This is a genomic window from Bacteroides sp. OF03-11BH (genome assembly GCF_003604005.1).
Taxonomy (GTDB): domain Bacteria; phylum Bacteroidota; class Bacteroidia; order Bacteroidales; family Bacteroidaceae; genus Bacteroides; species Bacteroides ovatus.
The window spans coordinates 17,983-33,121 of the sequence record NZ_QTMW01000005.1; the positions used below are offsets into that span (position 1 = coordinate 17,983).

Annotated in this window: 7 protein-coding genes and 1 pseudogene; 2 read left to right on the forward strand and 6 right to left on the reverse strand. The window is 40.0% G+C overall.

Translation table 11 applies throughout. The annotated features are described in order from the left end of the window. Positions 1-139: 139 nt before the first annotated feature. The 4 genes from DXA54_RS05060 to DXA54_RS05075 all read right to left on the reverse strand — a co-directional run bounded on the left by DXA54_RS05060 (position 140) and on the right by DXA54_RS05075 (position 7,512). Positions 140-1,861 carry a TonB-dependent receptor gene (locus DXA54_RS05060; RefSeq protein WP_120079058.1) on the reverse strand — a complete coding sequence of 574 codons (1,722 nt, stop codon included), beginning with the start codon at positions 1,859-1,861 and terminating at the stop codon, positions 140-142. 20 nt (positions 1,862-1,881) lie between these two features. Continuing rightward, positions 1,882-4,899: a tetratricopeptide repeat protein gene (locus DXA54_RS05065; RefSeq protein ID WP_008646463.1), complete on the reverse strand. Its 3,018-nt coding sequence runs from the start codon at positions 4,897-4,899 to the stop codon at positions 1,882-1,884. A gap of 23 nt (positions 4,900-4,922) precedes the next feature. Beyond that, complete coding sequence (locus DXA54_RS05070) at positions 4,923-6,233, reverse strand: ATP-binding protein (protein WP_120079059.1); 1,311 nt, start codon at positions 6,231-6,233, stop codon at positions 4,923-4,925. Positions 6,234-6,987: 754 nt separating this feature from the next. Next, complete coding sequence (locus DXA54_RS05075; protein ID WP_008770568.1) at positions 6,988-7,512, reverse strand: NUDIX hydrolase; 525 nt, start codon at positions 7,510-7,512, stop codon at positions 6,988-6,990. A gap of 213 nt (positions 7,513-7,725) precedes the next feature. On the opposite strand from DXA54_RS05075, the gene ahpC reads away from it, so the two are divergent. Continuing rightward, entirely contained in the window at positions 7,726-8,292 is a 567-nt protein-coding gene (gene ahpC, locus DXA54_RS05080) for an alkyl hydroperoxide reductase subunit C (RefSeq protein WP_004307892.1), read from the forward strand. Positions 8,293-8,377: 85 nt separating this feature from the next. Next, positions 8,378-9,928 carry an alkyl hydroperoxide reductase subunit F gene (gene ahpF / locus DXA54_RS05085; RefSeq protein ID WP_120079060.1) on the forward strand — a complete coding sequence of 517 codons (1,551 nt, stop codon included), beginning with the start codon at positions 8,378-8,380 and terminating at the stop codon, positions 9,926-9,928. Between the two features lie 250 nt (positions 9,929-10,178). Here ahpF and DXA54_RS05090 read toward each other — a convergent pair whose 3' ends face one another. Further along, a complete protein-coding gene (locus tag DXA54_RS05090) occupies positions 10,179-10,886 on the reverse strand; it encodes a hypothetical protein (protein WP_004302474.1) in 708 nt (235 codons plus the stop codon). Positions 10,887-11,073: 187 nt separating this feature from the next. Then, a pseudogene (locus DXA54_RS05095) lies at positions 11,074-15,022 on the reverse strand (two-component regulator propeller domain-containing protein). Positions 15,023-15,139 lie beyond the last annotated feature (117 nt).

Sequence of the window (15,139 nt, forward strand, 5' to 3'; positions counted from 1 at the left end):
GATATTCTTTTAGACATTTTATATGAGGCATTATAAGTATGGATGAAATTGTATAAAATAGAAAATGGTATTTGTTTGTCACAATTAGCTTTCTAATCGTAATAAACAAATACCACTCTTGCAGTATATCATTGAATTTTTAGAACCGGAAACTCAATCCTCCTAAGAAATTGAATCCTTCCGTAGGATAACCTAAATAATATTGATATTTCTTGTTCAGCAGGTTATGTACTTGCGCATAAACGGATACTCCTTTGAATACATTATAGCTGGCTCCGATATGCAAATCATTAATTGCGGTCATTTTTGCATACTCTTTCACTTCTTTCCGGTTGATGTAATCATAACCCAGATTTATGTTAAGAGCAGAGATCGGATGAATACGTACATTGAAAGACATTTCACTGACAGGTTTCACAGCCAACAGATATTCCTCTGTTTTGCTGTCCCAATTACGGTAAGTATATTTAGCTGATATTCCGAGGATATCTTTGTAATCGTAACTGATTTCACCGCCAAGGTAGAGATTATCTGTATTATCTTGAGCAAAAGAAAGGTATGAACCTGAATGAATATTACTTGGGTCAAAACCTAAATAAGATAAGTCGTTCTTTAGATTCTGATAACCACCGAACACGTTGAACCAGAGTCCCGGATAAGGGCTTGCTTTGAATCCGATACTACCGTTGATTTGCTCGTAAGTATCATAAGGACGTTGTACGTATCCCAAAGTGGCAGTGGTATTTGCCTCCGGCAGTTCACCGTAAGGACAGATACTTTCTAATCTGCGGAAATCATTCAATTGCTTACCGCCGGTTGCTTTTGCATAAACAATGTAGCTATCAGAAAAAATATACTGTGCAGTGATATCGGGTGAAATACGGAAAGACTTATCAAATCCGAAAGATAAATCTACATTGGCTCCGATATGCAATTTCCAGTCATCATTATCCAGTTCGTAATATGGATTTAAAAGAAGCGTTGTGTAGTTTTTGAAGTATTCATCTCCGGTGGAAACATTCTTTGTATATCCGTTGTAGAGAAGATTGTTCATCTCCAAAGCGATAGTTATTAATTGTTGGTCGCCGATAGCTCCCGTGACATCGCCTTTGGTGCGTATGATTGTTTCCTTGATACCTGTATTGGCTTCAGATTCATTGAACATGTTATGCTGACGTTCATACATCAACAGATTTGTTTCTGCATTGAAACGCAGTGGTGCAGTCTCATCAGTGAAATGAATGCCTGCATGGAAGTCACCGGATGTGAATTTCTGCTTACTGTTTGCGCTTTCCGGTTGGAAGTTGAAGTTGCTTAATCCGAAGTTTCCGGCAATATTTAAGTCCAGTTTATTAAATTGGTGTGTGTAATCTACATTTGCGCGTGTGCGATAATAAAATGCATTCCATTTTTCGGAGTCTGTGAAAGGAAGCGTTAGTTTACCATCCATTCCATCCATTTGGAAACGTACATTCAATTTGTCTTTTTGCGACAGACGGAATAGATAATTGGCAAGAACATCCAAATTGCCATAATTACCATATCCGGCACGTACATATCCCGGGGTAGTGCCGGGTTGAACTTCTTTTCCGGTATAGGGGCGTATCAGGCCTGCCGGAACGGAAGTGGCCGGAAAGAATGTTGTAGCATATTCTACTTCTTTCTTGCTCACTGTCGGTTCTTCTACTTTAGGCAGGACGTTTACTTTCGAGGCGTCCATAATGTCCGGGTTATATTCTTGTTCCACAACGACCGTGCGGGTCATTGTTGTATCCTTCGGTTGGGTGGTTTGGGCTTGAAGGCAGGATGGCATTGAGATTGCCAATGCGAGTCCTCCTATTATATAATGAGATCGTTTCATACTTTTCTATTTTTTAATTCTCAATTCTCAACTTTCAATTTACTAAGTCTGCTTTCAATCATGCTTTCAATATCGTCATTCCCTTGATAATTTTGTTGCAGACTTAGCAGATATTGGCGTGCGTCCAGATCTTTACCCGTAGCATGATAGACGTCGGATAGAAGGATAAAACTGCGCGCTAGCCAATAAGCATGTGGCGTACTCTGTTCTATATAGTTGAGCAACTCTTTCTCTGCAGCGGCATATTCTTTTGCGTCGTAGAGAGATTGTGCAACTTGATATTTAGCTTCGGCACCGTAAGAGTTACGCGTGTCTTTGGCCAGTTCACGATAGTCTTCCATTGCTTTCTTGTCAGCCTTTTGCTTGGTATAGGCTTTAGCACGGTAATAAAGAGCTTCATTTCTTAGCTCCGGACTAAGTTTGGCTTCTGCAAGCAGGTCGGTAGCTGCATGGATGGTTTCTATGTCATCTCGCAATAGGAAGGCGCAACGCAGAATACCCGTTTCAGCAAGTTGGCGGCGCTCTACGTTGGTTGCTTTTTCTTTCAGCATTTTGTAGCTAGCCAATGCTTCAGCCATATTTTGCTGGTTGAATTGCACTTCAGCACGCAAGATCAGTGCTTCTTCTGCAAACGGATTGTTAGGATATTCCAGCAGTTTACCGGAATGGAGAAGAATCATATCATAATTTTTCTGCTCGTTTCCGATCAGGCAGAGATAATAATGTGCGTTCAGGCTGAAGGCTCCTTCCGGGAAAGTTTGCAGGTATTTGTTGAGGCTTGTTTTGGCTTCTTCCATTCTGCCTCGTGCATAAATCTTTTCTGCGGCGGCATACGTAAGCGAGTCTTGTTCGTTAGCATCGAAACGGATGTGTCCTGGCATGGCATTTGCTAAAGCAGCAAATTCGTCGATGCGGTTGAGATCCACATAAATAGATTTCAAATCACGCATGGCAAGGCGGGCTTCTTCACTGCCTGGATATTTTTCGATAACCTGTTTGTAGGCTTCGATTGCTTGGTTGTAATCTCCTTTTTGGTAATATAATAATCCGATTTCGGCGGCAGCTTTCCTGCTGACCGGACTTTCAGGATATTTAGTAAGTAATTCTTTGAAAGAAGTAATGGCTTGATTGTTGTTGTCCATCAAAACATAGGAACGTCCTTTCTCGTAAATAGCGTTTACGGCATAAGGAGAAGCAGGGTACTTTCCTACCAGACGGTTCAGCAAGGTAATCTTACCGGTATAGTCTTTCTGCAGACCGGATACAAGAGCCAGCTGATAGAAAGAATAGTCTCCGGAAGAAGTATTCATCTGCTCGGCTTGTGAATAATACTGTTTGGCTTCTTCAAAGTTACGTACATGCAGGTGGCAGTCACCAATACGATTGTATGCATCGGCAAGTGCGGTTGCATTTTCACCTTTCTCCAGTTGAACGTATTTTTGGAAATAATTGCTTGCTTGCGTATAGTCTTTCCGGTGGAAAGCGATATACCCTAAGTTATAATTGGCAAGCGCATACATTTCGTTATTGGGTTGGGTGGTGAGTTGCAGATAAGCATTAAAATCACGTGCGGCTTCTACCATTCGGTTTAGACGGTAATAGGATTCTCCGCACCAATAGTAAGCGTCTGCCTTGGTCTGACGATTATATTGTCCGATGGCAATGGATTGGTTCAGATATTTCAGAGCTTGTTCGAAGTCGGCGTTAGCGAAAGATTGAGTTCCTAATTGGAACAGTATCTTTTGTTTGGCTTCCAATATTTGCGCGCTTGGTTTGGCAATCCGGTCGATTGATTTCAAAGCTGCGTCGTAGCTACGTGTATTCATGTAAACTTCTACCAGGTAGCTGCTGACTTTTTCAGCATAAGGAGAAGTCGGAAATTCATTCAGGAATTTCTCGAAGGCAGTAACTGATTCACCGAAAGCGGAGAAAGAAGTCTCGTGCAGGCAAAGAGCGTAATTGTAAGCTGCCTGTTCCTTGATTTGCATATTAGCATTGGAGGCGGCTGCTTGTTCAAAAGCCATGCGTGCTTTGTTTTTCTCTGCCAGTTGCAGATAAGAGAGTCCCATGTGGAGATACGCATTTTGGGTAAGAGCATCGTTGTCAGTTGTCACTTTACCTAATGTTTCGGCTGCTTTGGAGTATACTTTTGTTTGGTAGTAGGAGAGTCCCAGCATATAAAGGGCATCCCGGCGGGGAGCCGAGCGATCCTTATTCAGGTAATTGTTGAATGCTTCTACGGCTTGGTGATATTGTCCGAAATGGTAATAGGCATCTCCAAGAATACGGTACATTTCTGCGGCGTGCTCGTTATTCGGGTAGGCTGACAGGTAGTTTTGTGCTACAATTTGTGCCTTATCATAGTTTTTGAGCTGCGTATAAATTTCGGCTATATAATAAGGGACGAGTGCTTTGTACTTCGAGTCGTCCTGCAATGGAAGGAAACCTTTCAATGCTTCACTATAGCGTTTTTGTGTATAGCGGATGTAGGAAAGATAGTAATCACAATCTTTGGCGTATTTGGGGCTGTTGGCGCGCAAAGTTTCAAACCAGATGGCTGCTTCTCTTAGATTATCGGTTTTCAGATAACAGGTAGCCAGTTGGTAGGTGCAGTCGTCCCGTTCTTCATTACCTAACAAATCGAGGTCGGCAGAGTTGAAGAGTGCTAGTGCTTCATCATATTTTCCTTCGTAGAAATAGCAGGAGGCTAACAGCGCATAAATGCGGTTAGCGTATGGAGTATCAGGATAACGGTCGAGATATTTGCGGAGGAGTTCGATGCGGTTTTTGTCTTTCAGTTCGTAAGCCGAACTGACTAGCATATACTCTGCGTCCTGAAGAAGGCTGGCTGCAGGCTTTTGTTTTACAAATGCTTTCAATGCCGGCAGAGCAGCTGCATAATTCTTTTCCTGGAAAAGTTCTTTCCCTTCTTTATAAAGGTTGTCAGTCGAAGTGAACTTATCACCTGTCTGGGCAAATCCTATAATGGGCGTGCAGCAGATGGCGGCACAAATGAGTCTAGTAATTTCTTTTTTCATAATCGGGTGTTTATGCAAAAGTACTACATATCTTTCAATGAGAATCCTTTGAAAGTTATTTTATAATCATTTAATTCTTTATGTAAAGTTTCTCCTTTCTTTTCCAATGCCGGGATACTTATTTTTCTCGGATTTCTTTTTACTTCTCCGATAAGTGCTGTTTTGTTAAACCGGTTGAGGGCGATCAGGTCTATTTCATTTTCTCCGTTTTTGTCCCAATAGTTACCTACGTCGGTAACTTCCTCTTCTTCAGCGATAAGTTCACGGAAATATTTTTCTAACAATAGGCCGCTGTATTGTTCATAGTTCTTTTCTACATATTCTATCAGTAAATGGTTTTTCCCCATTTCTAGTACTGCGTTGTTTGAGAAAATAAAGCGAAACCAGAATCGTAGAAAATTGTCTTGCAGGCAATAACGGGTAGCACGACTATTAGGTTTAGCGAACATCGGTTTCACTTTTTTGATTAATGAATATTCATCCTCAAGGTTGGCTAAATAGGAACCGGTGTTTTTATTGATGATGGAATCAATCTCTCGTTGTGTTGTTTTTCCTTCTGCAATGAGAGATAGGATAGAAAAATAATTGGCATAGTCTTTCCCGAACTCGGAAATTAACATGTCTTTGCCTTCTGTCAGAAATGGTGAGCCTTCGGAAAGCGCATAATTTATCATGGCAGTTTTATTAAATGCTTTCGCTTCCATCAATAGGGTGGTGTATTTGGCTACTCCACCTGTCAGCAAATACAAGCAAAGCAAATCTTCCGATGTGAATTGGGGGGCATGGTCTGCTAGAATCTCTTTGATAACGGTGGTGGTGAATGGATGCAGAGAAATTCGGGCGGTAAGGCGTCCGTATAGTGGCTCCTTGCGGTCTTCGAATATTCTTTTCATCATTGAATAAACGGAACCGCATACAATGAAATTGATTTTGGAAGTCGCGTGATATTGGTCCCAAATACGTTGTATGTCACTGACGATAGACGGATTGATATAGAGAAATTCTTGAAATTCGTCAATGATTAATGTGAAATTTTCCTTTTGGGAATGTTGCATCAGCAGTTCAAAGAGCTGTGCGAACTCTCTGATTTCTCCATAGATACGAATGCCAAGCGTTTCCTGAATGACAGGTTGATATTGTGCGCAAAGCAGGACTTCACTCTTTCTTGCTACAAATATATATACGAATCGGGTGTCTTTGACAGACTCTAAGAGTAGAGCTGTTTTTCCGATTCGTCGGCGTCCGGTCATTACAGTAAAGCAAGCGCTCGTTTGTGATTGCTTTTTAGCTGCATACAGTATCGCCATTTCTTTCTTTCGGTCGTAGAACTTCATATTATTGCTATCTTAATGGCAGTTAATTTAATGGCCATTAAATTAATGGTGGTTACAAAGATAACACAATATGTTGTATTTTGTTCATTTATAGTAATATAATATGATTGTTTAAGATTATGTGATAAATTACTTTGATCTATTTGGTTGAGATGAACTTCTATTTTACAAATACATCAATTGGCTACTGAAAAATGGCCCATCTTAAGAAAAGGAATATTTAAACGAGAATAAAAGGCGTAATTACTGGGAGGATTGAGAAATATAAAAAAACGCAGAGATTTGTAGGTGCGAAATTCTTTCTTTTTGTTATAGGAGATGTTTGTCGATTAAATTGTAATGCTTTTCTTCTTTTTCACTTGTTGTGTAAACTGAAATGTGGTTAGAAACTGGCATTTTGTTGTTTGTTGTCTTTTCGATATTTGTGATGAAATAGAAGAAAAACGGTCTTAATTTTCCCTTATTTTTCTTCCTCACCGAGCAAAAGCTGCTTCGTCGGTGAGAAAGGAAGCGTTCCTCGGTGGGGAAGAACTCCTTGGTTTTAAACCAACGAATCTTTTCTTGATAGAAAAAGATGCATATTCGACTTGAATTTATACGGTATTAGCCTGTGATTTTGCATACAGTTGCATGTTTTTATGCATTTTATTCTCCAGATCATTATTTTTTTATCTGATGTTTTGGAGGAATATCTTAAAAATGGGACATAACTATAGATGAAATACTCTCAATCTATCAGGCTGATGAGATTATCTTAGCGGCATTGAGCTAGAAACAAGCTAAGTCCGCGACGGATAGAATCCAACCCAAAATCTTCCGGATGAATCTCGGAGAGAGGTAGGAAGAAAGAATCTGCTACATCATCCATGGCGGAGAAATGGCTCATGTCTTCTACGGTGCAGAGAAAAAACATATCAAGTGTGTGTACAGGAAAACCTGAATAGACATAAATATTGGGAAGTGAAAACTGGTAAATAGCTTTTTTTACCTTCAATCCGGTTTCTTCCAGCACTTCACGGGCTACGCCTTCTTCACCTGTCTCGTTCATATCGATAAATCCTCCGGGAAGGTCGAGAGTTCCCTTTGCCGGCTCTTTAGCACGCCGGCAGACAAGCAGTTCATTTTTCTCATTCAAGATGAGTGCTACTGTGGCGGCAGAAGGATTGAAATAATAGACAAAGCCGCAATCTGCACATTTTTTAGATTTCTCGTTGTTAATCTCAAAATGAGAGGAACCACATTTAGGGCAATATAAGAATTGGTCAAGAGGATGTTCCATAATCGTATATATTTTCCAGTTTTTTTGTTTATGCATGCAAAGGTATAAAATGCTTTTATTAATTTCATCTATCAGTGCATAGAAATATTCGATTGGGCTTTTTTTGCAAAGGCGGGGTTTCTGCCTTTATCTTTGTATCAGAAACAAAAAACAAAACGTTGTTTCTGATGTTATAAGTCAAATCAATTAATAACAATAAAAGCAATAAAGATTATGGAACCAATTTTAAATTCTCAACTTCCTGAATTCAGTGTTCAGGCTTTTCACAACGGAGCTTTCAAGACTGTAACCAACAATGACCTGAAAGGTAAATGGGCGATTCTTTTCTTCTATCCTGCCGACTTTACTTTCGTATGTCCTACTGAATTGGTGGATATGGCTGAAAAGTACGACCAGTTCAAAGCGATGGGTGTAGAAATCTATTCGGTAAGTACTGACTCTCATTTCGTGCACAAAGCTTGGCATGATGCTTCTGAAAGCATTCGCAAGATTCAATATCCGATGTTGGCAGACCCGACTGGCGCTTTGAGCCGTGCACTGGGTGTATATATCGAAGAAGAAGGTATGGCTTATCGCGGTACATTCGTTGTCAATCCGGAAGGAAAGATTAAAGTGGTGGAACTGAATGATAACAATATTGGCCGTGATGCAAGTGAATTGCTTCGTAAAGTGGAAGCTGCACAGTTTGTAGCCAGCCATGACGGAGAAGTTTGCCCGGCTAAATGGAAGAAGGGTGAGTCTACCCTGAAACCAAGCATTGACCTGGTAGGTAAGATTTGATAGATCTTGATAATGGTGATTATGGGAGGCCGGTAACGGGAGACGCTGCCGGCCTTTCTTTTAAAAAAATGAAAGGAAAAAAGATATGTTAGAATCTGCATTAAAAGAACAACTAAAGGGTATTTTTGCTGGGCTGGAGGCAAACTTTACTTTTGATATATCCGTATCATCCAGCCACGAAAACAAAACAGAATTATTGGAGCTGCTGGGAGATGTAGCGGATTGTTCCGATCATATCACTTGTGTAGTGAATGAGGGAGACGCATTGAAGTTTACTTTACTGAAGAATGGCGACCGCACCGGAATTACATTCCGGGGTATTCCTAATGGACATGAGTTCACGTCATTGCTTTTGGCTGTCCTGAATCTGGATGGCAAAGGAAAGAACTTTCCCGATGAGGTCGTTTGCAACCGTGTGAAAGCACTGAAAGGCCCGATACATCTGACCACTTATGTTTCGTTGACTTGTACGAACTGCCCTGACGTAGTGCAGGCTCTGAATGCAATGACTACTTTGAATCCGGCTATTACGCATGAAATGGTAGACGGTGCGCTTTATCAGGATGAAGTAGATGCACTGAAGATACAAGGAGTACCCTCTGTCTTTGCAGATGGAAAATTGCTTCATGTAGGCCGTGGTGAATTTGGCGAATTGCTTGCCAAGTTGGAAGATCAATATGGTATTGACGAAACCAAAGCGAATGCAGAGGTGAAAGAATATGATGTGATTGTAGCCGGTGGAGGACCTGCAGGAGTATCAGCAGCTATTTATTCTGCCCGTAAAGGACTCCGTGTAGCTATCGTGGCCGAGCGTGTTGGCGGACAGGTAAAAGAAACGGTGGGTATTGAAAATCTAATTTCTGTTCCGGAAACGACAGGAAATGAACTTGCCGATAATCTGAAAACTCACTTGTTGCGTTATCCGGTGGATTTGCTGGAGCATCGTAAAGTAGAAAAAGTAGAAGTGGTTGGAAAACAAAAGCAGATCACTACCTCTGTTGGGGAGAAATTCCTGGCTCCGGCACTGATTATTGCAACTGGTGCAAGCTGGCGTAAACTGAATGTTCCGGGAGAAGCGGAGTATATCGGTCGTGGTGTTGCTTTCTGCCCTCATTGTGATGGGCCGTTTTATAAGGGAAAGCATGTAGCAGTAGTAGGTGGAGGAAATTCCGGCATTGAGGCAGCGATTGACTTGGCTGGTATCTGCTCCAAAGTCACTGTTTTTGAATTTATGGATGAGTTGAAAGCAGACAGTGTACTTCAAGATCGACTTAAATCATTGCCGAACGTGGAAGTGTTTGTAAGTTCACAGACTACGGAAGTGATAGGAAATGGTGATAAACTGACTGCCCTGCGCATCAAAGATCGCAAAACGGAAGAAGAACGTTTGGTTGAGTTGGATGGTGTATTTGTACAAATCGGGCTTTCTGCGAATAGCAGTGTATTCCGCGACATAGTGGAAACCAACCGTCCGGGCGAAATCATGATTGATGCACATTGCCGTACGAATGTGACGGGTATCTATGCAGCCGGAGATGTTTCTACGGTTCCTTATAAGCAAATTATTATCTCTATGGGCGAAGGAGCGAAAGCTGCGCTTTCTGCATTTGACGATAGAGTGAGAGGGATTATCTGATTGATGTATTCAGATATAAAAAGCACATAAACAAAACATTAGCAAGAGGAGAAATGACTCCTCTAAAAAATACCCCCGTTACAGATTTGTAGCGAGGGCTATTTTATATTTAGAGAGCATGACCTTCATCAACTGCTCTATCCTGCGCATTGAGACAAATGTTCATGAATATCTGAGAAAGTGAAATGAACGTTGTTCTCATGGTATGTAATTGGGGGGATTTTAAGAAATGTGTGCTAAGTTCATTTATTTAGTCATGATATGTATATCTGACGAAATCAAACAATCCGGAATTTTCCTGCTGTGCCGGTTGGTCTCCAATAAATTTAAGATTCTCTACACTGCAAAAAATATGGAATGCAATGTCTTTCCCAAATTCCAGTTGAAGTTCATGTTTGGGCTCGTTGTCTATTAACCAGGTGATGTAATAGTTCCCGTTTTTTAATGTCAGATCAATTTCGAACAGATGCCATCCGGTCTTGATTACTACAGGAACGGAAGAAAAAGGATATGCCTGCGATGTCATATAAGCAATCATTTCGTCCGGAGCTGCATTTAACTCCTTGCGAACTGTATCTTTACCATATCCGACTTCAAAATCCAATTCATGTTGGTCGTCATGGTATATCCACGAACCCACGCTACATTGATCTCCTATTCCCATTTGCGGGATATGAGTACGCCAGGTATATCTTCCTGTTGTATAAATCCGTTCTACAGTATGAACCTTTTTCCGATCCACCGAGTTAGCCCGGGTAAAGATCCGTAAGTAACCATTCTCTAATATGCATTGATTATCCGGGTTGTTATCCTGATGTCCGTATTTCCATCCATCCAGATTGTTGAAGTTCCATTCTTTGTTTGGCGGATTTTTAGTACTGATGTCATTGGTCTGTTGCTGTGCAAAGCAAAGGCCGCAAATGCATATTAGTAACAGAGTTAAATAGTAGTTTCTCATAATAATTGAATTTAAGTGTATTCGTTTTCTATCAATTGCTTGCTGCAAAAGTAGTCGAATGCTTTATTCTACTCATCAGATTTTAGTCATTTCAAATCATGAAACGTCCAAATCTGCACTGGAAATCCTAATCGCTCTGTTCCGGGGAGTATAATTTCTATATAAATGATAAACTAAAGTGCTGAATCTACTCTGATTGTTGTTGGGTGGAACCATGTTGTGCTCTGAATTGAGAAGGAGTCATTCCTTTCATTTCTTTAAATAACGTACTGAAATATCGTTGATAAGTGAAACCTACCTGCTCTGATATTTCAGTAATGCTCATGTCAGACTGAGTTAAAAGAATGATTGCTTTGTCGATTCTTCTACGATTGATATAATCGTTTGCTCCCATGCCGGTCAGTTCCTTGATCTTATTATATAAGGATGTCCGGCTCATAGCCATTTGAGCAGTCAGGAATTTTACGTCCAGATCTGGTTGAGACAGATTCTGATCGATCATTTCATTCAATTTAATCATAAATTGTTCATCCGCATTGCTGAAAGTAGCCTCTTGCGGAGACAGAATGAATTGATTGCCCCTGTATCTGGATTTAATATATTCACGATTTCTCATCTGGTTCTGGATCACGCTAAGGAGCATTTCCATTTCAAATGGTTTGGGCAAATAGGCATCGGCTCCTAATTTGTATCCTAACATCTGGCTTTCAGAATCGGCTCTGGCGGTAAGTAGAATAACAGGGATATGGCTAATATTCAGATTCTCTTTAATTTCCTTGCATAGCTGATAGCCATTCATTTGTGGCATCATTACATCACTTACTATAATGTCCGGTTGCTGTTGCTTAATAACTTCCAACGCTACCAATCCATTTTCTGCCTGATAGATCTTCTTGAATTTATCCTTAAGAGCATTTTTTAAGAATTCTCTTAAGTCCTGTTTATCTTCTACAATCAACAGTGAATATCCTTGTAGAGAGAAAGAACCGGATTCTATTTTCTCTTCTTCCTCCGGAGAACTTAAAAGTTCGTTGAGGTAGGAATGTTGAGGACATGATACTTCTTGTTCTTGTAGATTAGCCGGTATTTCATAAAAGAATGTGGCCCCTCTGTCTTCATTATTGAAAGCCCCCATCCTGCCTCCATGCAGGTCAATCAACATTTTAGCATAAGATAAACCGATACCACTTCCTCCCTCATTATGTTTGCCTTGGTAGAAACGGGTAAAGAGCTTCTTTATATCTACATTATCCAATCCAATTCCCTGGTCTTGTACGTGTACTTGTATACTTTCATTTGTACGGATGGTTTTTATAACAATACGAGTCTGATTAGGACTATATTTCAAAGCATTCATAATCAGATTGGAAAGAACAACTTTGCATTTAGTGTCATCATACGCGATAGATTGTATACTGTCGTCAAAGTCGTATGTAATTTCAATTTCTTTGGCTTTAGATGCAGTTTGAAATGTTTCTGCCACTTCCTGTATCCACTTGTGTAAAGGATGCGAAGAGATGTGTAGCACTTCCTGTCCTACCTCCATTTTGCGTGCATCAAGCACAATGTTGATAATATCTTTCATCTGATTCGCCTGTTTGAATGCTCCCTGTAGATATTCCGGTAGCTCGTCTTGCTTCACCTCTTTATTTAGAATTCGTTTCAGGGAAGCATAGATGAGTGTCAAAGGGGTACGTAGCTCATGGCTGATATTGATTAAGAAGCGTATTTTCTCTTCATATATCTTCTTCTCATGTTCCCGCATCTCACGTTTCAGCCGATTTTCTTTTTTTCTTATCAAACTAAAGAAGACCACTCCTGCCACTAAAAATGCAAAGAAAATGCATAGTATAATAAACCAGATAGATTTCCACCAAGGAGGTGAGACTATAATAGTTAAGATCTCTATCGGCTGGCTCCATTCACCGTTGGAGGTGTCGCAGGATACGCTGATGGTATATTCTCCTGATGCTAATGTACCCAATTCGAGTGTCTGGAGATAACTCTCGATCACCATTTTGTCTTTTCCTGTGATGACATACCGGAAAAGGTGTTTTCGGAAGGAGTTCTTTTCGTCAGCAATCACTTTAATGTTGAACGATGAATGATTCCAAGGAATCGAAATACAGTTATTATTAACCTGTTTCAGAGTTGATTTACCATTCAGTTTTACTTCAAGTAGCTTGAGAATAGGAGACGAATTACTTTCGAAAATAATATCCGTATTAATGCGTACCAGTCCCATAGTACCTCCCATATACAGATTGGGAGTACGAAGAGCAGGAATAGGGGTAAATATCAATTCGTTGGAAGGAACTCCATCGGATTCGTCCAGGATAACAAAACGTTTTTCGTTGATAATATACGCAAAGAACATGTTCTGCGCTCCTATCCAGACTTTTCCTTTTTTATCATAGGCAAGGCTGGATACACTGTTGAACAAGTTGGTATGTATTTTTTCTGTTTTTCCAGTCTGTTTATTATAGAAGAGCAGTCCGAAATTACTTCCTATCCAGAAGTTACCTTTATCATCCCGGCAGGCCGATGTGAAATCATCTCCCTCTTTCATATTGACTAATGAAGATAGTTCGTTAGTTTTGAAGTTTAGTTTAAACAGGTTATTGGTTCCCATTAGATACAGATGCGTATCGTCGGAATAAATTGCCTGCATAGCTATTTGGCGTTGAATGTCTATTTGGGGTGCGTAGAGAATAGATGTTTGCCGGGTATGCTTGTTGTAGATATAGACTTTTGCTCCTAATATGTAAATATTATCTTTTGTAGCATATAGATTTACCAAATCACCGGATGAAAATTCTCTTTTCGAAATAGAGTCATTGATAATGGGAAAAGGTTGCATCTGTGCGGTTCTCTTATTAAAGGTAAATACCCCTTTATTAAAACATGATAATAAGAGCTCATTTTCAGAAAAATCTGTGATAGAGGTAACTTTCTCCCCGTATGTAGTAGGGTAATGATGAAATGTATTCGTTTTTTTGGTCAAATGAGTTGATACCTCCTCCGTCTGTTCCAATCCAGAGCAATGTATCCTTATCTTCAAAGATGCTAACCACGGTACGTTCGCTAACTCCATTGGGATTGTTCAGTGGAACATCTTTATAGGTTTTGATGAACACTTTTTTGATGGCGAATAATCCTCCGTGTATACTGCCTATCCATATATTGTCCATCTGATCTTTATAAAGCCGGTAGATAGAGTTATTCGGCAAGGATTGTTCATCATCGGAAATATGTTTAAGATAAGAGAACTTCATAGTCTGGAAGTCAAGTATGTTGATACCTCCTCCGTCAGTAGCTATCCAAAGTTGGTTGTCTTTTTCAAGAAAATCAAAAATGATATCATTGTTGAGCCCGGAATTTTTGGTGGATAAACTGAAAAGCCTTTTCCCCTCTTTCGAGTAGCAGGCTATTCCTTTGCCATAGAATGATACCCAAAGCCGGTTTTGAGAGTCAACAAATATGGTGTTTATCTCACGCTCTTTTACAAATGGACATCGATACATTTTCTTTTTTATCAAGTCGTACATCCAAAGTCCGTCTTTTTTACTACTGGTTATCAGCATATCGGGACTCCACTGAAAGATGCGATTGATACATTTTAACTTGTCTCCATCGATGTCGGGGAAGATCGTCGTAATATTTTTATCCGTCAGATTGTATTGGTATAAAGTTTCTTCTCCTCCAAACAGGAAATTGTCACCTATTTGAAGATAAGACCAAGCGTTAAATGGCTTCCCGTTATATTTCAATGGCTGAAATTGATTTTCTGCTTTATTGTAGATGGCAATTCCTTTATTGGTAGAAACGTATAAATCGCCTAAACGATCCTCTGTAATAAAACGAATGAAATTGTCGGGCAATGAGTTGGGCTGCTCCCGGTCATGAAAATAACTTTTCAGTTCAGATTGGTCATAACTATTTAATCCCCATTTGGTACCTATCCATATGACTCCTTGATGATCTCTGTAAATGCACTGCACTCTTGATTGTGACAATCCCTGTTCCAAAGAAATTTGTCTGAAGTAGTAGTCTTGTTGTTCAGCCTTGGTAGAAAGAACAAAGAATAATATCCAGATTAGAAAAGAATACCTCTTTAGTACGTGTGCTTTTGACATAGTTATGTTCTTTTGATAGAGCAAATATAAAAGAAGTTATGAAACTGTACAATAGATTTCATCTTCTTTTGTCCACAAAGCTCATTAGATAGCTAGAAAGGATATTCAGAATGATCC